The organism is Streptomyces sp. NPDC045955 (assembly GCF_056430805.1).
Genome location: NZ_JBWKKY010000003.1, coordinates 229,873 through 255,238 on the forward strand (window position 1 = coordinate 229,873; position 25,366 = coordinate 255,238).

The following is a 25,366-nucleotide window of genomic DNA, read 5'->3' on the forward strand; positions in this document are numbered from 1 at the left end:
CCACGTACCGAAGACCCCATGGGAGGAAGCGCGATGACCACGAGAACACTTCTGCGCAATGGTCACGTGATCTCGATGGACCCCGCCATCGGGGATCTGCCCCAGGGGGACGTCCTCGTCGAGGACGGCCGGATCGCGGCCGTCGAGCCCGAGATCAGCGCCGACGCCGAAGTCCTGGACATGAGCGGCCACATCGTGATCCCCGGCTTCGTCGACACCCACCGCCACACCTGGGAGGCGCCGATCCGCGGAGTCGCCCCCGACGCCACCCTCGACGACTACTTCGTCGACATCCTCGACACCTTCGCACCCCTCTACACCCCGGAGGACGTCTACGCGGCCAACCTCGCGGGCGCGCTGGAATGCCTCGACGCCGGTATCACCACCCTCGTCGACTGGTCGCACATCAACAACACCCCGGACCACCCGGACGCCGCGATCCAGGGCCTGAAGGAGTCCGGCATCCGGGCGCAGTACGCGTACGGCAGCGCCAACACCTCCCTCGCCGACTACTGGTTCGAGAGCAAGATCGCGATACCGGCCGACGACGTCCGGCGGATCCGCACGACGTACTTCGCGTCCGACGACGGCCTGCTGACCATGGGCCTCGCCACCCGCGGACCCGGCTTCTGCGTAGGCGACGTCGTCGCCTCCGAGTGGGCCCTCGCCCGCGAACTCGGCATCCCGATCACCGTGCACGTGGCCATGGGGCGGCTGGCCGGCCGCTTCGGCATGGTCAAGCAGCTCCACGGCATGGGGCTCCTCGGCCCGGACACCACCTACGTCCACTGCTGCTACCTCAGCGAGGAGGAGTGGCGGATGGTCGCCGACAGCGGCGGCACGGTGTCCGTCGCGCCGCAGGTGGAGCTCCAGATGGGGCACGGCTGGCCGCCCGTGATGCAGGCGATCGAGCACGGGCTGCGGCCGTCGCTCAGCATCGACGTCGTCACCACCGTGCCCGGCGACATGTTCACCCAGATCCGCGCGGCCTTCGGCGCCGAACGCGCCCGCGTCAACGCCGACTGCTGGCAGGCCAACCTGCCCGTTCCCAGCAGCATGCTGACAGCACGTCAGATGCTGGAGATCGCCACCGTCAACGGCGCCCATGTCGCGGGCCTGGAGGACCGCACCGGTTCCCTGACCCCCGGCAAGCGCGCCGATGTCGTCGCGATCGACGCCACCGCGCTGAACGTCGCGCCCGTGCACGACGCGGCGGCCGCGGTGACCCTGTGCGCGGACGTGTCCAACGTGGGCACCGTCCTCGTCGACGGTGTGATCCACAAGCGCGACGGCACGCTGCTCGCCGACGCCGGGCGTGCCCTGCGGCTCGTCTCCGAGGCCCGCGACCGGCTCCTCGCGGTGAAGGAGATGAAGGCGCCGAAGGGGGAGAAGGCCCCGGCATGACGCATCATCTGATCCGCCGCGCGGCCGAGCTGCCGGCTCCGCCGTACGACGCCCTCGGATACCGGCGGCGGACGCTGGTCGGCGAGGGCGACGGCAGCGTGCACACCGGGTTCGGCCTGTGCGAACTGCGCCCGGACGGCCGTGTGCCGGCCCGGGTGCACTCGTACGAGGAGAGCTTCCACGTGCTCGGCGGGGCCGTGGTCCTCGACGTGCCCGAGGGCTCGTACCTGCTGGAGGAGGGTGACTACGGCCTGCTGCCGATCGGCGTCCCGCACGCCTGGCGCGGTGCCGGGGGCACCGGCGGCCGCTGGGCGGCCATGCTCGCCCCCGTGCCGCGGGCCCGCTACGGGTACGACACGCAGACCGTGCCGGACCTGCCCGTTCGCGACCCCGTCCGGGTCGACGTCCGCGACCCGCGCACCCGCTCCTTCGGCCACTTCGAGCCCGCCCAGATGGACCCCGGCCGGCAGTCCCAGGACCTGCTGGCCGTCACCGCGAGCATGCGTACCGCGCTGCTGGTCTACAGCGGCATCACCGTGAAGATGATGGTCGACAGCGACCTGGGCGCGGCCGGCTCGACGATGTTCATGGTGCAGTACGCCTCCGACGGCGTGATCGGCGCCCACGACCACCCCTTCGAGGAGACGTATCTGATCCTGGAGGGCGTCGCCGAGACCACCCTCGACGGTGAGCGGTACCGGCTGGAGCCCGGGGACCTCGCCTGGGCGGGCACCGGCTGCGTGCATGGGTTCGTCAATGCCGGGCAGGGGCCCCTGCGTTGGCTGGAGACGCAGGCGCCGCAGCCGCCGGCTCGGCACTCGTACCGGTTCACCAGGGACTGGGACTATCTGCGCCAGGTGCTTGAGGAGGGGTCATGAGCAGTGTCCTTGTCGTCGGCGGCACGTCGGGCATCGGCCTCGCGTTCGCCCGGGCCCGCGCCGAGCAGGGTGACGACGTGGTCCTCACCGGCCGCGACGCCCACCGCGCCGACCTGATCGCCAAGGAGTTCGGCGCCCGGGGCATCGCCCTCGATCTGGGGCGGCCGCTGGAGATCGCGGCGGCGCTGGCCGATGTGGGACGCGTCGACCATCTGGTGGTCGCGGGCGTCTCCCGCGACGACAACAAGGTGAGCGAGTACGACATCGACGCCGCCCTGCGGCTGGTCACCCTCAAACTCGTCGGCTACACCGAGGTCGTGCACACGCTGCGGACCCGGCTGCACGACGACAGCGCCATCGTGCTCTTCGGCGGACAGGCCAAGGAACGTCCCTACCCGGGGGCGACGACCGTGGCGACGGTCAACGCCGGCGTGCGGGGCCTGATGAACTCCCTCGCGGTCGAGCTCGCTCCCGTCCGGGTCAACGCGGTGCACCCAGGCGTCGTCGGCGACAGCCCGTACTGGCAGGCCAAGCCGGAGAAGGTACTCGACGTGCTGCGCACCGAGACACCCACCGGGCGGCTGGCCTCCCTGGCGGACGTGGTGGACGCGGTCGACTTCCTGCTGCGCAACCGGTCGGTCAACGCGGTGGAGCTGCCGGTGGACGGGGGCTGGTTGCTGGGATGAGTCGGTCGCCGGGATGACTGGGTTGCCGGGATGACTCGGTTGCCGGGATGAGTGATGAGTGCCGTTGAGTGGCGGGCCCGGGATGGTCAGGCCGCCCGCCGCAGTGTGCCGTCGGCCACGTCCTTGTCCACCGCCGCCCTCACCAGCGCCGCGGCGAGGACGGCCGGGTCCGTCCGCCCGGCCAGTTCGATGAGGCGGTCCGTGTCCTTCGGCAGCTTCAGCCGCTCGGCACCCTGAAGGGCCTTGGCATCGAGGTAGGGGGCGGCCTCCGGCCACACGCCCTGCACCTCGCGCAGGAAGATGTCGGCTCCGGCCGGGCCGATCCCGGGGAACTCCTGGAGCAGGTGGCGCAGCTCGGACACCTTGCCGTCCGCCTCCCGGCGCAGTCGCCGCAGATCCCCGCCCCACCGTTCGTTCAACAGCTCGGCGGCCTCACCGAGCTGGGTCGCCGTGCGCTCGTCGTAGCGCCGGTAGCCGCCCCGGCCGAGCGCGTCCACCCGCTCCTGCCAGTCGGCCTGTGCCATGCGGCGCGGGTCGCGCAGCCCCGCCTCGTGCAGGGCACGGGCGGTGGCCAGCGCGATCGAGCCGCGGATGCGGGCGCTGAGCAGATGGGCCAGCACCAGCAGCCGGTACAGCGGCTGCGGGGTGTCCTTCAGCGGGATGCCCGCCTCGTCCGCGTACGTCCGGCCGTGCGCGTCGAGAAGTTCGCGCACGACGCGCTCCTGCCGGTCCACGATCTACCCCTTGAGGGGATCGTGGCCGACCGTCATCAGGCGGCGCCGGCGGCGCGTGTCCTCGGCCGTCACCTCGGGCATCGGCTCGTTCTCCAGGTCCACCTGCGAGGTGACCCTGTCCACGACGTTCCGCATCACGCGCAGATCGTCCTCGGTCAGGTCGGTGCGCCGCTTCTGGAGGATCGCCAGGACGTGCTGTCCGGTCTCGGTCCCGGCCTGGTCGGGCAGCGGCTCCGCGTCCTCGTCGGCGTCCCGCATCCGCAACCAGGCCGCGAGCTCCTGCGAGGTCATGTTCACCACGCGGTGGAAGTCCTCCCACAGCGCGTCCAGTTCAAGGGCGTCGGTCATCTCATGCCCCTTCCGTACGTACGTGCGCGCTGGTCAGCCCTCGCGGGGGAAGTTCTCGGCGTCGAACATCCAGCGCTGCTTCTCCAGCTCGGCGGTGATACTGATCAGCAGATCCTGGGTGACCAGGTCGGCCTTCTCGGTCGCGTCGATGCGCTCGCGCAGCCGGCCGATGGCGTCCTGGAGGGACTCCACCATCACCTGCACGGCGTCCGAGTCGCGCACCCAGCCCTCCTCGGGGGCGGGCAGCGTGAAGGCCTTGGCGATCGTCTCGGGACGGCCGTCCGGCGGGACGCCGAGCGCCGCGGACCGCTCCGCCACCGTGTCGGCGAAGTTCCGCGCGGACGCGACCACCTCGTCGAGCTGGAGGTGGATCGACCGGAACCGCGGTCCGACGATGTTCCAGTGCGCCTGCTTCCCGATCAGCGAGAGCCCGAGCAGATCCACCAAGGTGTCTTGCAGTGCCTCGCACGAGACCCGGCGGGCTTCGTCGGGCAGTGTGCTCCGCACAGCCGTCATAGGGCGCTTCTCCTTCTCGCGTCGTTCCTCATGGTCCGGAGCAGTGCGTCGCGCTCCTCCTCGCAGGTTCCGCCCCACACGCCCGCGGCCTGGCCGCTGCTCAGCGCGAAGCTCAAGCACTGGTCGGTCACCGGGCAGCGCGCACAGATCCGCTTCGCGGCGTCGACGTCGCGCAGGGCCGGACCTGCCGTGCCCACGGGGAAGAACAGTTCGGGGTCCTCGTCCACACAGGCGGCGCTCCGCAACCACTCCATGGACGCGCGGGTGCCCAGGGCGCACGGGGGCAAACTCGATGCGGAAGCATGGAGACCGGTTGTTCCGACCTGCGATAACGCCCTCCGGGAGCACTTCTGCCCCCGGAATCTTCACAGGGAGCGAACCGAGGGTCTATAGTCCGAAACTAGCAGTGCTAATTATGCGGTGTGAGGAGTCCTCTCGTGCGTCCCGTCCACTTCGCGGCCGCCCGCCGCACGCCCATCGGCAAGCTGCGGGGTTCCCTTTCCTCCGTACGGCCCGACGACCTCGCCGCGACCGTCGTCCGCGCCCTGGTCGGCGACGTGCCCGCCCTCGACCCGGCCCGGATCGACGACGTCTACTGGGGTGCCGCCAACCAGGCCGGCGAGGACAACCGCAACGTCGCCCGCATGGCCGCGCTGCTCGCCGGTCTCCCCGAGTCCGTGCCCGGCGCCACCGTCAACCGTCTCTGCGCCTCCGGCCTGGAGGCCGTGACCACGGCGGCCCGCACCATCGCCGCCGGCGAGGCCGACATCGTGATCGCGGGCGGCTCCGAGTCGATGAGCCGCGCCCCCTTCGTCCTGCCCCGCCCCGACGAAGCCCTGCCGCACCGCATCGAGACCGCCGACACCCGCCTCGGCTGGCGCCTGGTCAACCCCGCGATGCGGGACCTGCACGGCCTGCTCTCCATGGGAGAGACGGCGGAGGAGGTCGCCGCGCGCTACGGCATCCCGCGCGGGCGCCAGGACGACTTCGCCCTGCGCAGCCACCAGCGCGCCGCCCTCGCCCGCAAGAACGGCCACTTCGACGACGAACTCCTGCCCGTGGAACGCCCCGACGGGGTGGTCGTCGACACCGACGAGTGCGTCCGCGAGGACACCTCGTACGAGAAGCTGTCCCGGCTGAAGCCGGTCTTCCGGGACGGCGGCACGGTCACCGCGGGCAACGCCTCCCCGATGAACGACGGCGCCGCCGGCCTCCTCCTGGTCAGCGAGGACGCCCTGCGCGAGCTGGGCCTGGAGTCCCTGGGCCGCTATGTCGCCGGAGCCTCGGCAGGCGTTCACCCCGACGTCATGGGCATCGGCCCGGTCCCCGCCACCCGCAAGGTACTGGCCCGAGCCGGCTGGAACATCGGCGACCTGGAGGAGGCCGAGTTCAACGAGGCCTTCGCGGCCCAGGCCCTGGCCTGCGTGGACCAGCTGGGCATCGACCCCGACCTGGTCAACCCGAGCGGCGGAGCCATCGCCCTCGGCCACCCGCTGGGCTGCTCGGGCGCCCGCATCCTGACGACGCTGCTCCACCGGATGCGGCGAACCGGGGCGGGGCGGGGCCTGGCGACGATGTGTGTCGGGGTGGGACAGGGGAGCGCGCTGCTGGTCGAGCGGGCGTAGCCGTCCCGGCGCGGGCAGCCGCCGAGCGCGGTCGGGCCGAGGCCGGCCGGCAGTCGGCGCACGGCCGGTGTCACGGCCTCCTGAGCCGTGCTGAACAGGCCGGGGTCCAAAGTGACGAAGCCCCGAGGGCCGCCCACGGCCGCCGATCGTGCCCGACCGGCGAGACGGCTCCGCGAGGCCCGGTTCGTTGCACATAGCATCAGTGCTCGCATGAACACGATGACGCTCTGGTCCATCACCGGCTGGCAGTTCGCCGCGCTCGCCTTCGCGGCCCTGCTCGTCGGCTTCTCGAAGACCGCCGTGAGCGGGGCCAACACGGTCAGCCTCGCCATCTTCGCCGCGGTGCTGCCCGCCCGTGCCTCCACCGGGGTGCTGCTGCCGGTCCTGATCGCCGGTGACCTGCTCGCCGTCGCCACCTACCGGCGGCACGCCCACTGGCCCACGCTGTGGCGGCTGTTCCCGGCGGTCGCCGCGGGCGTCGTCGTCGGCACGGTGTTCCTGATGTGGGCGGACGACGCGATCATACGGACCTCGATCGGCGCCATCCTGCTGCTGATGGCCGCGGTGACGGTCTGGCGCAGGCGTACGGCGGACGCGGAACAGGAGCCGGAGTCGGTCACGACCCCGGCGGGCCGGATCAAAGCCCGCTCCTACGGCGTCCTCGGCGGCTTCACCACCATGGTCGCCAACGCGGGCGGCCCGGTGATGTCGATGTACCTGCTGTCCGCGGGCTTCCGCAAGCTGGGCTTCCTCGGCACGTCGGCCTTCTTCTTCCTGATCGTCAACGTCTCCAAGCTGCCCTTCAGCGCCGGTCTCGGCCTGATCGACGGCCACTCCCTGCTCCTCGACCTGACGCTCGTGGTGTTCGTCGTGCCCGGCGCGTTCTTCGGCAAGTGGGCGGTCAACAAGATCAACCAGCGGTTGTTCGAACAGCTGGTCATCGCGGCGACGGTCGTGGGCGGACTGCAGCTACTGCTGCGCTGAACCCCGGAGGAGCGCGGGAAGGTCCGCGAAGGAGTCGATCACGTGCTCGGGCGTGCCGTCGGCGGCCCGGAGGGCCTCCGGCTGGAACTTGCCGGTCCGGACGAGGACCCCGGTGATGCCGGCCCGCTGCGCACCGAGCACGTCGGACTCGACATCGTCGCCCACCATCACGGCCTCGCCCGCACCCGCGCCCAGCCGCGCGAGCGCCGCCTCGAAGAACGCCCGGGCCGGTTTACCGGTGATCTCGGCCTCCACTCGGGCGGCCTGCTCCAGCCCGGCCAGGAACGCCCCCGAGTCCAGGCGCAGCCTCTCGGCCGTACGCCAGTACAGGTTGCGGTGCATCGCCACCAGCCGGGCCCCGCGCTGCAGCTGCCCGAAGGCCCGGTCCAGCGCCGCATAGCCGAACTCCGGACCGGCCCCGCCGATCAGCACGACATCCGGCACGGTGGAGGAGTCCCCCGCGTCGACGACGGTCACACCGTCGAGGTCCTCCGTGATGTCGCCGCTGTTCAGCAGGGCGCACCGGGCGCCCGGGCAGTGCTCGGCGAGGTAGGAGGCGGTGGCGGCGGGCGCGGTCAGGATGTCCTCGGCGGACACCGGGAACCCGGCCTCCACGAGCGTCCCGGCGATCGACGCCCGCGTCCGGGACGTCGTGTTGGTGACCAGCAGCACGGCGAACCCGGCTTCCCGGATCTCCCGCAACGCCTCCACGGCCCCTGGCAGGGGACGCCACGAGACGGTCAGCACCCCGTCGATGTCGACGAGCACGGCACGCACGGACTCCATGCCTGGACGATAACCACGGTGAGCCGTCTCCGCCGGTCGGTACCCGCCGCGTGGAGCCGGGTGTCGGACTCCCGGACGATCCGCCGTATGGTGTCCAGGTCGGTACTGTCGATGATCTTGACGGCGACGCCACCGGTCCCGGTGACACGCGCCCCAGCCGTGTCAGTCGCGGGGGTGCCGGCGCAGCAGATACGTGTCCATGATCCAGCCCTTGCGCTCGCGGGCCTCGGCACGCAGCCGCTCGATCCGAGGCCCGGCCTCGGCGATCGGACCGGAGACGAGGATCTCGTCCGGGGTGCCGAGGTAGGCGCCCCAGTAGATCTCGATGTCGTCGTCCGCGTACTGCCGGAAGGCCTGGTGCGCGTCGAGCATCACCACCACGTCGTCCACGCCCTCGGGGAAGCCCGCCGCGAGCCGCCGGCCGGTGGTGATCTGCACGGGCCGGGCGACCCGGTTGAGCCCCGTCCGGTGCCGGGCGGCGAGCGCCGAGACGCTGGATATGCCCGGCACGACGTCGTACTCGAACGCCACCGCGCCCCGCTCCAGCACCTCCTCCAGGATCCCCAGCGTGCTGTCGTACAGCGCCGGGTCGCCCCACACCAGGAACGCGCCCGTCTCCTGCGCGCCGAGCTCCTCGCCGATCAGCCGCTCGTAGACCACGGCGCGGGCGCTGCGCCACTCCTCGACGGCGGGGGAGTAGGCCCCGCCGCCGGCGGTCCGGTCCCGCTCCGGGTCACGGGCCTCGACGACCCGGTACGTCGCCCCGTCCGGTAGGTGCGCGTCGAGCATGTCCCGCCGCAGCCGGGTGAGGTCGGCCTTCACCTCGCCCTTGTCCAGGACGAAGAACACGTCCGTGCTCCGCAGCGCCCTGACCGCCTGGAGGGTGAGCTGCTCGGGGTCGCCCGCGCCGATACCGATGACATGAATCTTCCGCACACCGACGAGTCTCCCGCAGCCCACTGACAACGCCGGGCACGCCCCACTCCGCGGGGCTGCTCCGCCCAGCGCCCGGGGCCTCGCGCGTCCCGGGCGGCGCCCGTGCCCGGCTCAGGTGTCCTGGATCGGGGCTTGCGCGCTCCGGATCGACCGGCCGGCCGCCGGATGCGCGGGGGGCCGGGTGGTGCGGCGGGGCCGTGCCGTCATACGGGGGTGCTCGTGCTCCATGGACCGGGTGGCGCGCTGCTCCCGCCCCGGGGCCCGGATCGGGTCGGGCGGGTCCCTCTGGCCGTAGCCGGGGTGGCTGTGCCAGGGGTGTGGCGGGTGTGGATCGAGGCCGGGTGCCCGGGCCGACACCGGGGTGGCCGGGCCGGGTGTCCCGGGTCATGGCCCCGAGTCCATGACCCCAGCCGAGGCCCTGCACCTCGGGCGCCGGGCCCCGGTCGGCCTTCCGCGCTCGCTTCCACACCCGGCGTGCTCCTGCTCCGTGTCCGCCTGGTCAGCGGCCCGCCTCCGCACCCCGCAACCGGGGCGCCCGGGCCCCCGCGTCCACCGGGCTGCCCTCCCGCTCCACCTCCTCGGCCAGCTCCCGTGCCCAGGCGGCGACGCTGCCGATGTCGATCCCGTGCGGCGTCGCCTCCCCGGAGGCGGACGCCCACTCCTCGGCCGCGCCCGCGCCGCGCCGCAGCAGACGCGCCCCGCCCGTGAGGTTGCCGCGGGCGGTGTGTGTCAGGCCGACCGCGAGCTGGGCGAGGCCGCGCCACAGTTCCCGTTCCGTGTCGGGGCCCGACTTCCAGGCGTCCTCGAAGACCTCGTGCGCGTGGAACGGTTTCCCCTCGTCCAGCAGTCGCTGCGCCTCGGCGACGGTCTCCTCCGGCGCGCGGACGACGCCCTCGGGCTGCCGCGGCACGCCCGGCGCGTCGTACGGCAGGGGCCGGCCCAGGCCGTCCCGCGGCCGGGCGTTGCGCGCCCGCCCCTCGCTGTCGCGGTCCCGGGCGCCACCGGGCCGGCCCGTGGCCGTGCCCCCCGTGTGTCCCGTGTTCTCGGAGTTTCCCCTGCTGTCTGTGCTGCCCATACGGTGATTGTCCCGCTCCGGGGGCCGACTTTCGGCGTGGGCGGGGGTGTGGGGTAAAGTGCTGTTCGCGCGATCACGCGGTTCACCGCGGTGGGCGCGCATCGGGACGTGGCGCAGCTTGGTAGCGCACTTGACTGGGGGTCAAGGGGTCGCAGGTTCAAATCCTGTCGTCCCGACTTGTGACGTAGCAGGTCGGAGGTCATTTCCGGTTCATCGGAAGTGGCCTCTTCGTCGTTCCTGGGGACCAGAGGCGGCCGGGCGTCGATCGGGGCGCTCGCCCAACGCTCTTGACCGGCCGACGTTTCCCTTGCCGCCGCGTCCGGCAACACCCCCTTTCCGCGCGAGCAGGTTCGCCGAGGTGGGCTCCTCCGGTGAGCCATTGGGTGATTTGATGCGATATGTGCTTGGTCGTGCCTTATGGGGCCCCTAGTGTTCGCCGAGAGGGAATCGCTGCGGGGTCCGAGTCCTGTGCCACCGTCCGGAAACGAGGTGTGGAGCGCGTGCACGCGAGGTGCGGCTGCCGGCCCCTTTCGGGTCAGAGGGGACGTCCGAGAGGGACGCGATGGCTGCGGGCGTTCGCAGTACTGCCGTTGCTGGCTTCGGTGCTCGCCGCTTGTGGCAGTGACGAGGGCTCCGGCAGGCCCACCCTGAACTGGTACAACTTCCCCGACGACTCCGGTGCGCTCCAGAAGGCGGCCGACCGGTGCAGCCAGGCGTCGGGCGGTCGCTACCGGATCAGTTACAACAAGCTCCCGCGTGCGGCGGACGGCCAACGCCAGCAGCTTGTCCGCAGACTCGCCGCCGAGGACGAATCGCTCGACATCCTGGGCCTGGACGTCACCTGGGCGGCGGAGTTCGCCGAGGCGCGCTGGATCCGGGAATGGACGGGGACGGCGAAACGGCAGGCCGTCGAGGGCACCCTGCGCGTACCGCTGCAGACCGCGACCTGGAAAGGCAAGTTGTACGCCGTCCCGTACAACACCAACACCCAGCTCCTGTGGTACCGCAAGGACCTGGTGCCCACCCCGCCCAGGACCTGGGCCGAAATGCTGGACATGGCCGGCGCTCTCGCCCGGCAGGGCAAGCCGCACTTCGTGGAGATCCAGGGCGCCCAGTACGAGGGCCTGACCGTCTGGTTCAACACGCTGATCAACAGTGCGGGCGGCTCCATTCTCAACGCGAGCGCGACCGAGCCTGCTCTCGGTCCTCCTGCCTCGCGGGCCGCCGGGATCATGCGTGATCTGGCGAAGTCCCCGGCCGCGGACCCCTCCCTGTCGAACCAGATGGAGGACCAGAACCGCCTCGCCATGGAGTCGGGGGTAGCGGCGTTCGAGCTCAACTACCCGTTCGTCTATCCGTCGATGAAGGCGAACAACGCCGCGTTGTTCAAGAACTTCCGCTGGGCGCCGTACCCTCGGGTCGACGCGAACCGCCCGGCACGGCCCACGATCGGGGGCATCGATCTGGCTGTGAGCGCCTACTCGCGCCACCCCGACCTGGCCTTCGAGGCGGCGCTGTGCCTGCGTAACCGGGAGAACCAGCTCACCGCCGCGCTCGAGGGCGGTCTGCCGCCCACGTTGCGCGGCCTGTACGACGAGCCGGCGTTCATGAAGGCATACCCGTTCTCGCGGGAGGTCCTGGCCTCCCTGCAGGCGGCGAGCGTACGGCCGCTCACTCCGGCCTACCAGAACATCTCGATCGCGGTCTCCCACACGCTGTCCCCGCCGTCGGGGATCAAGCCGGTGAGCTCCATCGAGACCATCAGGGATCAGATCGACGATGCCCTGCGATCCGAGGGTGTGATCCCGTGAGCATGCAAGCGGAACCGGCCGGAGCACCGGCTCCCCCCGAGGCGGAGCAGACACGGCAGGACAAGGCGGCGCTCTCGGTGGGCGCCCGGCAGGAGCGGCGGCTCGGCTGGCTGCTGTGCGCACCCGCCGTCGTCGTCATGCTCGCCGTGACCGCGTATCCCATCGGATACGCCGTCTACCTGTCCCTCCAGCGGTACGACCTGCGCTTTCCGGGGCAGGCGAAGTTCGTGGGCCTGAGCAACTACGGGGCCGTACTGACCTCCCAGTTCTGGTGGGACGCGTTCTGGGTGACGCTGTTCGTCACCGCCGTGTCCGTGGCCATCGAACTGGTCCTCGGCATGTGCCTCGCCCTGGTCATGCACCGCACGATCTTCGCGCGCGGCGTCGTCCGCACGTCGGTCCTCATCCCGTACGGCATCGTCACCGTGGTCGCCGCCTTCTCGTGGCAGTACGCCTGGACCCCGGACCTCGGCTACCTCGCCGAGCTGCTGCCCGCGGGCGAGGCCCCGCTGACCGAGCAGTGGCCGGCCCTGTGGCTGATCGTCCTCGCGGAGGTGTGGAAGACGACCCCGTTCATGGCCCTGCTGCTGCTCGCCGGCCTCGCCCTGGTCCCCGAGGAGACCCTGAGGGCGGCCATGGTGGACGGCGCCACCCCGTGGCAGCGCTTCACCAAGGTCATGCTGCCGCTGATGAAGCCGGCCGTCCTGGTGGCGCTGCTCTTCCGCACACTGGACGCGTTCCGGATCTTCGACAACATCTACATCCTGACCGCGGGGGCCCAGGGAACCGGCTCCGTGTCGATTCTCGGGTACGACAACCTGTTCACCGCGCTGAACCTGGGCATCGGGTCGGCGATCTCGGTCCTGATCTTCATCTGCGTCGGGATCATCGCCTTCACCTTCGTCAAGCTGTTCGGCGCAGCCGCACCCGGCGCGGAGGTGAAGCGCTGATGGCCGCCGTAGGCAAGACGCATGCCGCCCGATGGACCGTCGTGAACGTCGTGGTGGTCCTGTACGCCCTGTTCCCGGTGTGGTGGATCGCCGCGTTGTCGTTCAAGGACCCCAGCACCCTCACGGACGGCGACTACATCCCGAGGGACTGGACCTGGGAGAACTACCGGGGCATCTTCGCGACCTCCGAGTTCACCCGGGCGCTGATCAACTCCATCGGCATCGCCCTCATCGCCACGGCGATCGCGGTGGCGCTGGGCACCATGGCCGCCTATGCGGTGGCCAGGCTGCGCTTCCCCGGCAAGCGGGTGCTCATCGGCATGTCACTGCTGATCGCCATGTTCCCGCCGATCTCCCTGGTGTCACCCCTGTTCAACATCGAGCGGATCATCGGGATCTTCGACACCTGGGTCGGACTGATCATCCCGTACATGACCTTCTCCCTGCCGCTCGCGATCTACACCCTGTCGGCTTTCTTCCGGGAGATCCCCTGGGATCTGGAGAAGGCGGCCAAAGTCGACGGGGCGACGCCCGCGCAGGCCTTCCGGATGGTCATCGTGCCGCTGGCCGCGCCGGGCGTGTTCACCACGGCCATTCTCGTGTTCATCTTCTGCTGGAACGACTTCCTGTTCGCGATCTCGCTCACTTCCACCGAGTCCGCGCGCACGGTGCCGGCCGCGATCGCGTTCTTCACCGGGAGCTCCCAGTTCCAGCAGCCCACAGGGTCGATCGCCGCCGCCGCTGTGGTCATCACCATCCCGATCATCGTTTTCGTCCTGTTCTTCCAGCGGCGGATCGTCGCCGGACTGACCTCAGGGGCAGTCAAGGGGTGAACGGGCCGACCGCGGCAGACAGGCCACCGGTCCGAGACACCGACCGCGGTATCCGGACCCGGAAGGCATGAAGGCAAGGAGGCACCATCGATGGCCGAGATCATCCTTGAGGGAGTCACCAAGCGCTTTCCCGACGGGGCCCTCGCCGTGAAGGACGTGGACCTCGAGATCGCCGACGGCGAGTTCGTGATCCTGGTCGGTCCGTCGGGATGCGGCAAGTCCACCACACTGAACATGATCGCGGGACTCGAGGACATCACCGAGGGCACCCTGCGCATCGGAGACCGAGTCGTCAACGACCTGGCTCCCAAGGAACGCGACGTCGCCATGGTGTTCCAGAGCTATGCCCTGTACCCGCACATGAGCGTCGGTGAGAACATGGGCTTCCCGCTGCGCCTGGCCAAGGTGGACAAGGCCACCATCGACGCCAAGGTGGCGGAAGCCGCCCGGATCCTCGACCTGACCGAGCACCTGGACCGCAAGCCCTCCAACCTCTCGGGCGGCCAGCGCCAGCGGGTGGCCATGGGCCGGGCGATCGTCCGTGATCCCAAGGCGTTCTTGATGGACGAGCCGCTGTCCAACCTGGACGCCAAACTACGGGTACAGATGCGCACCCAGATCTCCCGGCTGCAGCGCCGCCTCGGCACGACCACCGTGTACGTCACCCACGACCAGACCGAGGCGATGACGCTCGGCGACCGGGTCGTGGTCATGAGGCAGGGCCTGGTCCAGCAGATCGGCACACCCGCCGAGCTGTACGACCTCCCGCGCAACATCTTCGTCGCGGGTTTCATCGGCTCCCCGGCCATGAACTTCCTGAACGCCACCCTGGAGGGCGGTGTCCTGCGCTCGCCCGTGGGTGACCTTCCCCTCGACGACCGTACGAGACAGGCACTGGAACGGCAGAACGCCCCGCGCGAGGTCATCCTCGGTCTGCGGCCGGAGGCATTCGAGGACGTGGCCCTGGCGCACGACCGTGACCGAACGGGCCCGGTCTTCACCACCACCGTGGAGGTGCTGGAGTCGCTGGGCTCCGATGTGTATGTCTACTTCACCGCGGAGGGCGGTCCCGCGACGAGCGCAGAGTTGGAGGAGCTGGCCACGGACTCGGGCATGCGTGACACCGGCGCAGACGCCAGTCACCTCGTCGCCCGCCTGGACGCCGCCACGCGTGCCCGCGAGGGTGAACCGGTGGAGCTGCAGGTCGACATGGCCAAGGCCCACGTGTTCCACCCGGGGACCGGAGCCAACCTCACGCATCCTTTGAGGGCGGACTGACGACGCACCACACAGGGCGCGAGTCACTGGGTGCACCCGGCGACTCAAGAGGCGGCTCGTCTTCGCCCTGTTCCCTGTGCGGCCTTCGTCCGCCGCAGGCCCTTGACCTCAAGTGCGCTCCAAGCTGAAGACTCCCCTTCGTGCCCCGGGATCCGGGGCGGCGACGGAGGGAGCAACAGCCATGCGCTACCGCACGATCGGCACGGACCCGCGCACGCGCCGCGAGGTGAGCGTGCTCGCACTCGGCGCGATGCTGTTCGGTTCGGTGACGGACGAGAAGACGTCCTTCGCCGTCCTCGACCGGTACGTCGAAGCCGGTGGGAACTTCATCGACACGTCCGACAACTACGCGTTCTGGGCCGACGGCGGCCAGGGCGGCCAGAGCGAGGAACTCCTCGGCCGCTGGCGGCGCAGCCGCGGCATCGGCGACGAGATCGTCATCGCGACCAAGCTGGGCGCCCGCCCGCTTGCCCCCGGCACCAGCTACGTCGACAACCCCGAAGGCCTGTCGGCGAAGGTGATCCACGAGTCTGCCGAACGCAGCCGCGAGCGGCTCGGCACGGCGAAGCTGGACCTGCTGTACGCGCACATCGAGGACCACGAGGTCCCCCTCCAGGAGACCGTCGAGGGCTTCGCCGAACTAGTCGCCGAGGGCACCGTAGGACTGCTCGGCGTCAGCAACCACGCGACCTGGCGCGTCGAGCGGGCCCGTGCCCTCGCCGCCGCGGCCGGACTGCCCGGCTACGAAGTGCTCCAGTACGCGCACAGCCACCTGCGCCCCCGCACCGACGTACCCGAGGAACTCTTCCCGGACGGCAGCCTCGGCCACGCCGGCCCCGACCTGCTGAGCTACCTGCGGGCCGAGCCCGGACTGACACTTGTCGCCTACTCGCCCCTGCTGAAGGGCGCCTACACCCACCCGGGCCGGCTGCCCGCGGACTTCGACCACCCTGGCACCCCGGCCAGGCTGGTGGCGCTGCGGGAGGTGGCCCGGGAGACCGGCGCGACCGTCAACCAGGTCGTGCTGGCGTGGCAGATCGGCGGCGACCTGCCGATCGTCCCGCTGGCCGGGGTCTCCTCGGTGGCCCAGCTGGAAGAGAACCTCGCCGCGGTGGACCTGGAACTGACCGCCGAGCAGCGGGCCAGGCTGGACGCGGCGCACTGAGCCCGTGGGACCGTGGAGGGAACCGGACATCCGGACCTCCGGAAGGAGCACCGGCCATGACCACCCACCCGGCCCACCTCGCCGCCCGGTCGATCAGGACCACCCCCGAAGGCCTCATGTGGGAGCCCAGCGAGCGCTGGGTGCGCGGCCGCAAGCGCGACATCACCGTCGTCGACAGCCGGCACCCGGTCCTCGTCTGGGAACCCCACCTGCCCGTGCCGCAGTACGCCTTCCCGCACGACGACGTCCGCACCGACCTCCTCCACCCGGCGCAGCACCCGCCCACCGGCAAGCACACCGGCTCCCGGATCTTCTACGACCTCGACGCCGACGGCGAGGTGCGCGCGAACGCGGCCTGGACGTTCCCCGCCGACGACCTGGCCGGCTACATCGCCTTCGAGTGGTTCCCGCGCACCGACACGGGCCTCGACCACTGGTACGAGGAGGAGGAAGAGATCTTCATCCACCCTCGTGACCCGCACAAGCGCGTCGACGCACTGCCGAGCAGCCGCCATGTCCGGGTCGAGATCGAGGACCAGGTCGTCGCGGACACCCACGCCCCGGTCCTGCTCTTCGAGACCTCCCTGCCGACCCGCTACTACTTCCCCCGCGAGGACGTCCGCCTGGACCTGTTCGACGCCACCGACCACAGCACCGGATGCCCCTACAAGGGCACCGCCGAGTACTGGTCCTGGCGCGGCGAGGGCGATGTGCCGCCCAACATCGCCTGGAGCTACCCCGAGCCACTACCGGCCGTGGCGGCGATCCAGGGGCGGGTCGCCTTCTTCAACGAGGCCGTCGACATCACGCTGGACGGCGAGCGCCTGGAACGCCCGGACACGCCGTTCAGCCGGATGCTGCGGAAGCGGGACCGCTCTTGAAGCTGTCGAGCAGGGCGTCGAGCCCGGCAGCGAGGCCCTCGGGGCCGCCCCGCTCGGCGAGCGCCGCCGCGGTCTCCCGCAGCGTCGGCAGCTCCCTGGCGGACAGGCGGTGCAGCCCCAGCCGGAAGGCCGGATCGGTCTCGTCCGGATTGTCCACCATCGGGCGCAGCTCCACGGACACGTAGCCGAGCAGCCAGGCGGTGAAGGCGCGGAACACGGCGGGGGCGGTGGCCTCGTCGAACCCGGCCTGCCGCAGCAGCGTGAGCACGCGTTCATGATCCCTCAGCACCGCGGCGGGCCGCCGGGCCAGCGGGACCGCCAGCAGCCGTGTGGCGAGCAGCGGCACGGCCTGGGGGTGCGCGAGGCACACGTCGTAGGTCGCGCGGGCGATGCGGTGGAGCCCGGCCCGCCAGTGGGCATCCTCACCGGCGTCGGCGGCCAGCTGCTCCTCCAGCTCCAGATACAGGGCCTCGACCAGCCCGTCGAGCAGGGCGTCCTTGCTCGCCGCGTACCGGTAGAGCGCCATGGCCTCGACCCCGAGCTCGGCACCCAGACGGCGCATGCTCAGTGCCGACAGGCCTTCGCGATCCACCAGTTCCAGGGCGGTGACCAGCACCTGCTCCCGGCTCAGCCGGCCGTAGCGGCCCCGGTCGCTGGCGCGGCGGGCCTCGCCCGGCCCAGGGCCGTTCGCCATGCTGCCTCCTCGGTGTGCGAAAGGCGGAGCCGACTCCGCTACGACGTACACATACACGATGAGGGCCGAGTCGCACCTCAGCCACACTGCCCCGATGATAAAAAGAGATGATATGGGCATCTTTGCGGGCATCTGGCTGGAGGGAGTGCCGGATGACGTTCACCGAGGAGCTGAGAGGCCTCCTGCCCCTGCGCCCCGCCGCTCTCCTGACGCGTCCCGCCGACGTTCTCGCGGCACGCAGGCTCGCGGACTCCCTCAGCGCCCAGGGTGTCCGGCACGGTGACCCCGGCAGACCGCGGCGGACCTTCTCCGACCTCCTCGTCTTCCGGATCGACGGCGACGATGCGCCGGCCGCCATGGTCAAGCACCCCCGCAGCGCACGCGCGACCGCGTCGCTGGCGCATGAGTGCGACGCCGTACGCCGACTGGCCGGGGACGAGCGGCTCGGCTCGTGGCGGCGGCTGCTGCCCCTGGTGGAGGAGCGCCGTCTGGAGGGGCCGCTGCCCCTGGTGGTGGAGACCTGTCTGCCCGGTGTGGAGGCCGATGCACTGCTGCGGCGTTCCCCGGAACTGGCCCGTCGGGTCACCGAGTCCGCACTCACGACGATCCATGAGCTGCACCTCGCCACGGGACGGACGGAGGAGGTGACACCCCACATCGCAAACTGGGTGGAGCCCCGGCTGGCCGTCCTGGCCGAGGAGGTCCGCTGGTGCCGCCGAGGCGAGGGCGCGCGGGCCCTGCCGGCGGTGCGTGAGCAGGTGGAGCGCGCCCTGGCCGGGCGCCGACTGCTGGTGGCCTGGACGCACGGTGACTTCCACCCGGGAAACGTGCTGCTGACGGAGGGCCGGGGGCCCCTGTCGGGGGTGATCGACTGGGCGGGCGCCGTCCCCCACGGCCCGGCTCTGCTCGACTGCCACACCTTCGTGCTGACCATGCGGCACCAGCTCGCCGGACGGGAGTTCGGCGCAGTCGTCGCCGACGTGGTGCGGCGTGCCTCCCTCCGGCCCGAGGACAGGCGGCTGCTCGCCGAGGGGAGGGCTCTGGCTCCCGGCCCGGAGGCGGAGACCGCGGTCACGTTGCTGGCCTGGCTGTGGCACGTTGCGGGGAATCTCGAGAAGTCGGCCCGGTACGGGCGCAGCCACCGGTGGGTCGCCGACAACGTCGTCTCCGTCCTCGGTGAGGTACTAGCGCACAACAGCCCGCAGAGTCCACGTTCCCGCTGGAGAACGCCGTGAACACACCCGCTGAACTCCTGATCGACACCGCCGCAGGTCCCGCACACGTGACGACCCCGGCCCCCCGCGCCTCCTGGTGGGAACTGGCCGCGCAGGACGCGGACACGAGCGTCACACAGACGCCGACGTGGCTCGACTGCCTGTGCGAGACGGGGCTGTACCGGGATGCCAGCCGCCTCTACGCGTTCGGCGAGGGCGTCCGGATCGTACTGCCGCTCGTCAGCAGGGGACGGCGTCCACGACTGCTGGACGTGGAGGAGTCCTGGCCGGCCGGCTGGGGGACCGGAGGCCCGGTGGTCCCAGGAGGAGCCGGCCCCGAGCATGCGCGGGCGGTTTTCGAGGACCTGGGGCGCCGGCCGGCCCTGCGGGTCGGCGTGCGCTTCCGGCCGCAGGACGCCGAGACGTGGCAGCGGGCCGCTCCTGGGAACTTCCGGCTGGAGCCCCACCTGACCCAGGTGCTGGATCTGGACGGCGGTTTCGGCGCCGTGTGGCAGCACCGTTTCCACGGCCGGGCCCGGCGTGACATCAAACGCGCCGAGAAGGCGCACGTCGAGGTCGAGGTGGACCGCACCGGCCGGCTCGTCCCGGTCTTCGAGCGGCTGTACGACCGGTCCATCGAGCGCTGGGCCAGGAAGCAGCACGAGCCGCTGGCTCTGGCCCGGTGGCGCCAGCGGCGGGAGTTCCCCATGGGGCGACTGGCCACCGTGGCCGCCCGATTCGGCGAGTCCTGTGCGATCTGGGTGGCCTGGCGTGACGGGGAGCCCGCCGCCTCCATCGTCGTCCTGCGGCACGGCCCGTACGCCAAATACTGGCGATCGGCCATGAACCGGGACCTGGCCCATCGGACCTGGGCCATCCCTCTGCTGACCCGGCTGGCCATCGAGGAGGCGTGCGAGACAGGCTGCCAGGTCTACGACATGGGCGAGTCCGCCCCGGGCTCCTCACTGGAGCACTTCAAGGCGGGATTCGGAGCGGTGGGCCGCCCGTCCCCCCGTTACGCGCGAGAACGGCTGCCCGTCTCCGCAGTGGAGCACGGGGTGCGTAAGGCCGTCAAACGCGTCATCCGGTTCCAGGACGCCTGACGGACCGGTCAGTCGCTGTCCTTCCAGATGTCCAGGGGCTTCGCCTGGGCGCTGTGGCCGAGCGGGTCGAGGTCGTAGGCGTCCAGGATCGTGCGCAACAGCCCGTACAGGTTGTTGGGCTGATCATGGTCGCCCGGCTTCACCTGCTCGCCCACGATAACGGTCGGGATGTGGTTGTCCTCGTCCTCGCCGCCCTCGTCCTCGTCCCACGTGACCACCAGCAGGCTGTTGTGGGACATCGCCCACTCCGCGTAGTCCCCGAGGTTCTCCCGGAGCCAGGCGTCGCCCTGCTTGATGCTCCCGTCGTGCATGTCGTTGTCCAGGTTGGGGACGACGAAGGAGACCTCCGGCAGGTCTGAGAAGTCCTTCGGGAAGTCCGTCCAAGGGCGGTTGACGGAGTCCGGCAGGTTGGTGAAGTTCACCCACGGCGCGTGCCGGCGTACGTAGGGGCCACTGGTGCAGCCCTTGAAGCCGACGCTCGGCAGGCTCTCGGCGTAGCCGGTGAACGCCAGGTCGTCCTGTATCAGCTGGGAGGCGAGGTTGCGGGACGAGAAGTCGTTCGGGCAGTCGTTGTCGACGCCCTGCGTGGAACCCGAGAACAGGGCCAGATAGTTCGGCTGGCTCGGATAGGTGATGGCGAAGAACTGGGTGAGGTTGGCGCCCTTGCGGGCCAGTTCGTTGAGGAACGGCGCCTCGGGCGAGCCGATGATGTCCTCATAACCCCGGTTCTCCTCAACGACCACCACGATGTGGTCCGGCCGGGGGACGCCGTCGCCCTCCTGCGAGGAGCCGCAGCCCGCGACCGGCAGGAGCACCCCCAAGGCGGCGGACGCGGCGACGAGCGACTTCCGCATGCGGTCCACCGGGCGGGACGGCGTCATCAGTCGTGCTGTCACTGCTTTCCCCTGACGGTCGGTCCATCCGCGCTGCCGGTCGCAGCAAAGGGCAGTAACGTAATTTTTAGCACTTATGGCGCATATTGGTCGGCATGGATCGCTGGTGTGTGCCGATGGAGGGAGCGCCGCGCACGGCGCTCCCGGTCTGGTCGTCGCACCCGCCGTGCGGGAGGCATATCCATGGGCAAGCGTTCGCCGCTGACGATGGGTCAGTGGGCGCCGCGTGCTCCCCTGGAGACGCGGCGACCCGGCGGGACGCCGGCGCCGCCGCCCGGCCGCCGGCGGGCCACGGCAGGGCAGTGGGTGGCGCGTGCGGCCCTGCCCGTCGCGCTCGCCCTGTGGCTGCTCTCCCTGCGCCACGTGAACCTGAACGCCATGACGGACCTGGGTCTGCTCCAGGTGCTTCCGGTGCTCTTCTGGGTCGCTCTCGGTCTGCTCGCCGCCGGCTTCTGCGTGGCCCTGTCCGACCGGCGGACCCGGGGCGGCTGGTTCGCCGCCTACGTCCTCGGCCTGATCGCGATCCTGCACGCCACTCCCGCCCTGCTGTACCCCACCCTGCGCTACGGCTGGGCGTGGAAGCACGTGGCGGTCGTGGACGCCGTGATCCGCAACGGCGGCAGTGTGCCCGGCGCGGAGAAACTCGACGTCTACGACCAGTGGCCGGGCTTCTTCCACCTCAACGCCCTGGCGGTGCAGGCCACCGGCCTGGAGTCGTCCCTCGGCTACGCGGTGTGGGCCCCGCCCGTCAACAACGTCCTGCTGCTCGCCCCGCTGCTCCTGATCTACCGGGCCGTGACCACGAACCGGAGGCTCGTCTGGGGAGCCGTCTGGATCTTCTACTCCTGCTCGTGGGTCGGGCAGGACTACTTCGCCCCCCAGGCGTTCGCGTTCCTGCTCTTCGTCACGCTCATCGCCCTCGTCATGGGGCAACTGCGGGGCTGTGCCGAGCGGCCACCGGGCGACAAGGCCAGGGCATGGCCCGTCGGCCGGTACCTGCTCGTCGTACTGATCATGGCCGTGATCGTCTGCTCGCACCCACTGAGCCCGCTGATGATGGTCAGCGCCCTGGTCGCACTGTCGCTTCCGCGCCGCAACCGGCGGGTGCTGCTGCCGGTGCTGGGCGCCGGGGTGCTGCTGACCGTGGTCTGGGACGTCACCGTCGCGCGCCCCTTCGTCTCGGCCAACCTGGGCGAGTTCGTCAGCGCGTTGCTGGAGCCGGACTCCAACGTGGTCTCCGGGCTGGCCGCCCTGGGCACCGCCGCACCCGGGCAGGTGCAGGTCTCGTGGATCGACCGGAGTCTGTCCGCCGCGGTCTTCCTGCTGGCGGCCTTGGCGTTCGTCAGGCGCCGTTGGACCCGCCGTACCGGCTTGCCGCTGCTCGTCCTGGCTCCGCTGCCGGTCCTCGTCGCGAACTCCTACGGCGGCGAGATGATCTTCCGCGCCTACCTGTTCGCGCTGCCCGCCGCCGCCCTGCTCATCTCGGCCCTGCTGTTCGAGTCACGAAGACATCCGCGGCTGCGCGTGTTCCTGGTCGCCCCGCTGCTGCTGGCGATGCTCGGCGGCCTGCTCTTCGGCTACTACGGCAAGGAGTCGGCCAACTACTTCACCAAGGAGGAGGTGGCGGCCACCCACTTCGTCACGGCCACCACGCCTCCCGGGTCCCTCATCGTCTCCCTCACGTCGGACGTGCCCGGCCTGGAGATGAACTACGACAAACATCCGCGGATCCAGCTCAACGAACAGGACCTCAAGGTGCGGCAACGGCTGGTGGAGGACCCGATCGAGGGTCTGGAGCCGTTCATCGACGGTGCCACCGTGCGCGAACCGGCGTACATCGTGCTGAGCCGCGCCCAGGCGGCGGAGTGCTACCTCAACGGCAGCCTGCCCGCCGACACCATGCAGCGCATGGACCGGGCGATGTCGAATACCTACGGATTCGTGCGAGTGTTCCGCAACCAGGACGCGGTGGTCTTCCGCTACCAGAACCCAGACGCGGGAGAAGCGCCATGACCACGCTCCCCACGAGCCTTCCGCCACGCTGGAGATGGCCGCTGCGCATCGCGCTCGCGCTGTCCGGCTGGCTCGCCCTCGCCGCGACCCTGGCCCTGCCGGACGGGGGTGTCCCGCTTCTTCTGATCATCTGCGTGTTCCTGCTGCTGTGCCCGGGGTTCGCGGCCACCCGGTGGGCCAGGCCCACGCCCTGGCACGAGCGGGGGTGGCCGTTCGTCGTGGAGACCGCGTTCCTGGCCGTGGTGCTCAGCTTGTGCCTGGGTGTCCTCGCGGTGGAGCCGTTCTACCTCAGCGAATCCTTCACCACCACGCGCGTGATCGTCACCCTCGCCGTCATGACGTCCGTCCTGGCCCTGTTGCCCGCACCGGGCAGCCGCCGGCCCCGACCGAGGCCTATCGCCCCGGACGACGCACCGCCGTCCCCCGGCGCCCGGCCCGCGTCGGCGACGGACACACCGCACGAGCCGGGCACGACGGCACCGACGGCCCCCGGCAAACCGCCCCCGCGGCCGCGGGGCCCCGGCCCGCCGAGCGACGGAGGCATCGTCGCCGTCGTCGGAGCCGGACCCTACGGCCTGGCCACCGCCTGCCACTTGCGAGCGGCCCGGGTGCGGCTGCGGGTCTTCGGGGAAACCATGGAGTCGTGGCGCGCCCACATGCCCGACGGCATGCTCCTGCAGACCGTCCCGGCCGCCTCGGCGATCGCCACCCCACGGCACAATTACGCCCTCGCGGACTTCCGCGCCGCACTGGGCCTGGACGGGGCCAACGACACCCGCCCGGTGCCGCTCGCCGAGTACATCGACTACGGACGCTGGTTCCAGGAGCACCTGGTGCCGGAGCTGGAGCCGCGCCGGGTGCGCCGGATCCGGGCCGCGGAGGACGGCTTCCGGCTGCTCCTCGACTCCGGCGAGGAACCGCTCGCCGCCTCCGTGGTGCTCGCCACCGGCGCGGTGCCCTACGCCTACGTCCCTCGGGCGTTGCGTGCGTGCGCCGAGGAAGGGCTCGCCTCACACACCAGCCGGCACCGAGATCTGCGCCGCTTCACGGGAGAGCGCGTGGCCGTCCTCGGGGCCGGGCAGTCCGCCCTCGAGTACGCGACCCTGCTGCACGAGGCGCGGGCCCGCCCCACCGTCGTCGCCCGCACGCCGGCCGTGGTCTTCGACCCACCGCCGCCGAACGGCGCGGGCGACCGTTCCCGGCCGCCGGGGCCAGGTTCACCGCTCGGCAGCGGGCACCCGCTGCTGGGCGTCGTGTGCCGGAGCGGGGCGGCCTACCGCCGCCTCCCCGCACCGCTGCGCATGGAGTTGCTGCGCGCCGTACCGCGACCGTCCGGCGCCTGGTGGCTGAAGGAGCGGGCCGCGGGCCGGTTCCCGGTGCTGTGCGGCCGTACCCTGGTCGCCGCCGAGCCGGGGCACGGGGTGGTCCGGCTGCGGCTGCTCGACGAGCACGGCTGGCCGGAGGACATCGTGGTCGATCACGTCCTGGCCGCCACGGGTTACCGGGTCGACCTTCGCCGCCTGGACCTTCTCGATCCGGACCTGCGGCAGTCGCTGCGCGTCTTCGCCGGAGCGCCGGTGCTGACCTCCGGGTTCGAGTCGTCGACGCCCGGCCTGTACTTCACCGGGCTCGCGGCGGCCCCGAGCTTCGGGCCACTGCTGCGGTTCGTCACCGGCACCGGCTTCTCCGCCCGCCGCCTCACCGCCGCCGTGACGGCCGGAAAACGGCGGTAGCCCCGTGCGCGCGCGACGGCTGCGCCCCGCTCTGGCCGCGTTGGCACTGGTGCTGGCCTTCGGCTGCGGCGCCACCGAGCCGGACGTGGCCCGGCCGAAGCCCGTGCCACAGGACTGGGACCTGACGTTCCACGACGAGTTCGACGGCTCGGACCTCGACACCGACCGCTGGGCGACCTGCTACGACTGGAACGAGGACGGTTGCACGAACAGCGGCAACGACGAGGAGCAGTGGTACCTGCCCGGCCAGGTCTCCGTCGGGGACGGTGAGCTGAGCCTGGACGCCGAGCGGCGCAGCACACGCGGCAGCGACGACAAGACGTACCCCTGGCGGTCCGGCATGATCTCGACCGGCAGGGACGACTGGTACGGCGAGCCCCGGCACGTCTTCACCTACGGGTACTTCGAGGCGTCCATCCGCATTCCCGAGCAGGCGGGCATGTTCCCGGCCTTCTGGCTGATGCCGGCGTCCAAGTTCACGCCCCCCGAACTCGACATCATGGAGTTCCTCGGAGGCACCGAACAGGTTTTCATGTACGCGCACTGGCGCAGCCCGGAGGGCGACCAGCGGGCACGTGGCACCTACGGGCCCGTTCCCTTCCCGGACAAGCACCACGACTTCGGCATGCTCTGGACCCCCGACGAGGTGAGCTGGTACGTCGACGGGATCCGGCGCTTCCGCGTGACCGAACCCGAGCGGATCCCGCACGTGCCGATGGAGGTCCTGGTCAACCTCGCGGTCGGAGTACCGCAGTCGCCGCCCCCCTCGGTGGACTCCGCCCGGATGACGGTGGACTGGGTGCGTGTCTGGCAGGAGTGACGGACC

Annotated in this window: 25 protein-coding genes and 1 tRNA gene; 17 read left to right on the top strand and 9 right to left on the bottom strand. The window is 71.1% G+C overall.

What is annotated here, in order from left to right; all coding sequences use genetic code 11:
- Positions 1–33 precede the first annotated feature (33 nt).
- Genes AC07F0_RS07470 through AC07F0_RS07480 form a run of 3 tightly spaced genes read left to right on the top strand, consistent with a single transcriptional unit; the run spans position 34 to position 2,968 of the window.
- Positions 34–1,404 (top strand): amidohydrolase family protein, encoded by a 1,371-nt coding sequence (locus AC07F0_RS07470; protein WP_478975456.1) that lies wholly within the window; start codon positions 34–36, stop codon positions 1,402–1,404.
- Positions 1,401–2,282, top strand: coding sequence for a cupin domain-containing protein (locus tag AC07F0_RS07475; protein WP_478975459.1), 882 nt, complete (start codon positions 1,401–1,403; stop codon positions 2,280–2,282). The genes AC07F0_RS07470 and AC07F0_RS07475 overlap by 4 nt, the downstream gene beginning before the upstream one ends.
- Positions 2,279–2,968, top strand: coding sequence for an SDR family oxidoreductase (locus AC07F0_RS07480; protein WP_436725829.1), 690 nt, complete (start codon positions 2,279–2,281; stop codon positions 2,966–2,968). Before AC07F0_RS07475 ends, AC07F0_RS07480 begins: the two co-directional genes overlap by 4 nt.
- 86 nt (positions 2,969–3,054) lie before the next feature.
- Here the strand turns inward: AC07F0_RS07480 and AC07F0_RS07485 are convergent, their stop codons facing one another.
- From AC07F0_RS07485 to AC07F0_RS07500, 4 genes are read right to left on the bottom strand one after another with little or no spacing between them, the layout of a single operon-like run.
- Positions 3,055–3,702 (bottom strand): HhH-GDP family DNA glycosylase, encoded by a 648-nt coding sequence (locus AC07F0_RS07485; RefSeq protein WP_478975462.1) that lies wholly within the window; start codon positions 3,700–3,702, stop codon positions 3,055–3,057.
- Between the two features lie 3 nt (positions 3,703–3,705).
- Positions 3,706–4,050 (bottom strand): DUF3140 domain-containing protein, encoded by a 345-nt coding sequence (locus AC07F0_RS07490; protein WP_478975465.1) that lies wholly within the window; start codon positions 4,048–4,050, stop codon positions 3,706–3,708.
- A gap of 33 nt (positions 4,051–4,083) precedes the next feature.
- Positions 4,084–4,566 (bottom strand): Dps family protein, encoded by a 483-nt coding sequence (locus tag AC07F0_RS07495; protein ID WP_478975468.1) that lies wholly within the window; start codon positions 4,564–4,566, stop codon positions 4,084–4,086.
- On the bottom strand, positions 4,563–4,820 hold the full coding sequence (locus AC07F0_RS07500; protein ID WP_436725825.1) for a WhiB family transcriptional regulator: 258 nt from the start codon (positions 4,818–4,820) through the stop codon (positions 4,563–4,565). Before AC07F0_RS07500 ends, AC07F0_RS07495 begins: the two co-directional genes overlap by 4 nt.
- Before the next feature lie 183 nt (positions 4,821–5,003).
- On the opposite strand from AC07F0_RS07500, the gene AC07F0_RS07505 reads away from it, so the two are divergent.
- Entirely contained in the window at positions 5,004–6,191 is a 1,188-nt protein-coding gene (locus AC07F0_RS07505) for a thiolase family protein (protein WP_478975470.1), read from the top strand.
- Positions 6,192–6,401: 210 nt separating this feature from the next.
- Positions 6,402–7,175 (top strand): sulfite exporter TauE/SafE family protein, encoded by a 774-nt coding sequence (locus AC07F0_RS07510; RefSeq protein ID WP_478975473.1) that lies wholly within the window; start codon positions 6,402–6,404, stop codon positions 7,173–7,175.
- Here AC07F0_RS07510 and AC07F0_RS07515 read toward each other — a convergent pair.
- The 3 genes from AC07F0_RS07515 to AC07F0_RS07525 all read right to left on the bottom strand — a co-directional run bounded on the left by AC07F0_RS07515 (position 7,161) and on the right by AC07F0_RS07525 (position 9,972).
- Entirely contained in the window at positions 7,161–7,961 is an 801-nt protein-coding gene (locus AC07F0_RS07515; RefSeq protein WP_478975476.1) for an HAD-IIA family hydrolase, read from the bottom strand. The genes AC07F0_RS07510 and AC07F0_RS07515 overlap by 15 nt on opposite strands.
- 162 nt (positions 7,962–8,123) lie before the next feature.
- The gene (cobF, locus tag AC07F0_RS07520) at positions 8,124–8,897 is read right to left on the bottom strand and encodes a precorrin-6A synthase (deacetylating) (RefSeq protein WP_478975478.1); all 774 of its coding nucleotides are present in this window, start codon (positions 8,895–8,897) and stop codon (positions 8,124–8,126) included.
- A 499-nt stretch (positions 8,898–9,396) separates the two neighbouring features.
- Positions 9,397–9,972: a DUF309 domain-containing protein gene (locus AC07F0_RS07525; protein WP_478975481.1), complete on the bottom strand. Its 576-nt coding sequence runs from the start codon at positions 9,970–9,972 to the stop codon at positions 9,397–9,399.
- 102 nt (positions 9,973–10,074) lie between these two features.
- Here AC07F0_RS07525 and AC07F0_RS07530 point away from each other — a divergent pair.
- From AC07F0_RS07530 to AC07F0_RS07560, 7 genes are all read left to right on the top strand, one after another.
- Positions 10,075–10,148: transfer RNA gene (locus AC07F0_RS07530), tRNA-Pro, on the top strand.
- A 414-nt stretch (positions 10,149–10,562) separates the two neighbouring features.
- Complete coding sequence (locus AC07F0_RS07535; protein ID WP_478975483.1) at positions 10,563–11,783, top strand: ABC transporter substrate-binding protein; 1,221 nt, start codon at positions 10,563–10,565, stop codon at positions 11,781–11,783.
- Positions 11,780–12,733 carry a carbohydrate ABC transporter permease gene (locus tag AC07F0_RS07540; RefSeq protein WP_478975486.1) on the top strand — a complete coding sequence of 318 codons (954 nt, stop codon included), beginning with the start codon at positions 11,780–11,782 and terminating at the stop codon, positions 12,731–12,733. Before AC07F0_RS07535 ends, AC07F0_RS07540 begins: the two co-directional genes overlap by 4 nt.
- Complete coding sequence (locus tag AC07F0_RS07545; RefSeq protein ID WP_478975489.1) at positions 12,733–13,566, top strand: carbohydrate ABC transporter permease; 834 nt, start codon at positions 12,733–12,735, stop codon at positions 13,564–13,566. Before AC07F0_RS07540 ends, AC07F0_RS07545 begins: the two co-directional genes overlap by 1 nt.
- A gap of 90 nt (positions 13,567–13,656) precedes the next feature.
- Positions 13,657–14,844 (top strand): ABC transporter ATP-binding protein, encoded by a 1,188-nt coding sequence (locus AC07F0_RS07550; protein ID WP_478975492.1) that lies wholly within the window; start codon positions 13,657–13,659, stop codon positions 14,842–14,844.
- A 181-nt stretch (positions 14,845–15,025) separates the two neighbouring features.
- Positions 15,026–16,009, top strand: coding sequence for an aldo/keto reductase (locus AC07F0_RS07555; protein WP_478975493.1), 984 nt, complete (start codon positions 15,026–15,028; stop codon positions 16,007–16,009).
- 56 nt (positions 16,010–16,065) lie between these two features.
- On the top strand, positions 16,066–16,890 hold the full coding sequence (locus AC07F0_RS07560) for a DUF427 domain-containing protein (protein WP_478975496.1): 825 nt from the start codon (positions 16,066–16,068) through the stop codon (positions 16,888–16,890).
- Here the strand turns inward: AC07F0_RS07560 and AC07F0_RS07565 are convergent.
- Positions 16,856–17,584, bottom strand: a complete 729-nt coding sequence (locus tag AC07F0_RS07565; protein WP_478975499.1) for a TetR/AcrR family transcriptional regulator — start codon at positions 17,582–17,584, stop codon at positions 16,856–16,858. The two genes, AC07F0_RS07560 and AC07F0_RS07565, sit on opposite strands and share 35 nt — an antisense overlap.
- A 152-nt stretch (positions 17,585–17,736) precedes the next feature.
- On the opposite strand from AC07F0_RS07565, the gene AC07F0_RS07570 reads away from it, so the two are divergent.
- Together AC07F0_RS07570 and AC07F0_RS07575 are read left to right on the top strand one after the other, a co-directional pair.
- Positions 17,737–18,819 (top strand): phosphotransferase family protein, encoded by a 1,083-nt coding sequence (locus AC07F0_RS07570; RefSeq protein ID WP_478975502.1) that lies wholly within the window; start codon positions 17,737–17,739, stop codon positions 18,817–18,819.
- The gene (locus AC07F0_RS07575) at positions 18,816–19,901 is read left to right on the top strand and encodes a GNAT family N-acetyltransferase (RefSeq protein ID WP_478975505.1); all 1,086 of its coding nucleotides are present in this window, start codon (positions 18,816–18,818) and stop codon (positions 19,899–19,901) included. Before AC07F0_RS07570 ends, AC07F0_RS07575 begins: the two co-directional genes overlap by 4 nt.
- An 8-nt stretch (positions 19,902–19,909) precedes the next feature.
- On the opposite strand, the gene AC07F0_RS07580 is transcribed toward AC07F0_RS07575, so the two are convergent.
- Entirely contained in the window at positions 19,910–20,797 is an 888-nt protein-coding gene (locus AC07F0_RS07580; RefSeq protein ID WP_478975508.1) for an alkaline phosphatase family protein, read from the bottom strand.
- A 180-nt stretch (positions 20,798–20,977) separates the two neighbouring features.
- On the opposite strand from AC07F0_RS07580, the gene AC07F0_RS07585 reads away from it, so the two are divergent.
- Genes AC07F0_RS07585 through AC07F0_RS07595 form a run of 3 tightly spaced genes read left to right on the top strand, consistent with a single transcriptional unit; the run spans position 20,978 to position 25,360 of the window.
- A complete protein-coding gene (locus AC07F0_RS07585; RefSeq protein WP_478975511.1) occupies positions 20,978–22,807 on the top strand; it encodes a glycosyltransferase in 1,830 nt (609 codons plus the stop codon).
- Positions 22,804–24,540 (top strand): NAD(P)-binding domain-containing protein, encoded by a 1,737-nt coding sequence (locus tag AC07F0_RS07590; protein ID WP_478975513.1) that lies wholly within the window; start codon positions 22,804–22,806, stop codon positions 24,538–24,540. Before AC07F0_RS07585 ends, AC07F0_RS07590 begins: the two co-directional genes overlap by 4 nt.
- A 4-nt stretch (positions 24,541–24,544) precedes the next feature.
- Entirely contained in the window at positions 24,545–25,360 is an 816-nt protein-coding gene (locus tag AC07F0_RS07595) for a glycoside hydrolase family 16 protein (protein WP_478975516.1), read from the top strand.
- The last annotated feature ends 6 nt before the right edge of the window (positions 25,361–25,366 follow it).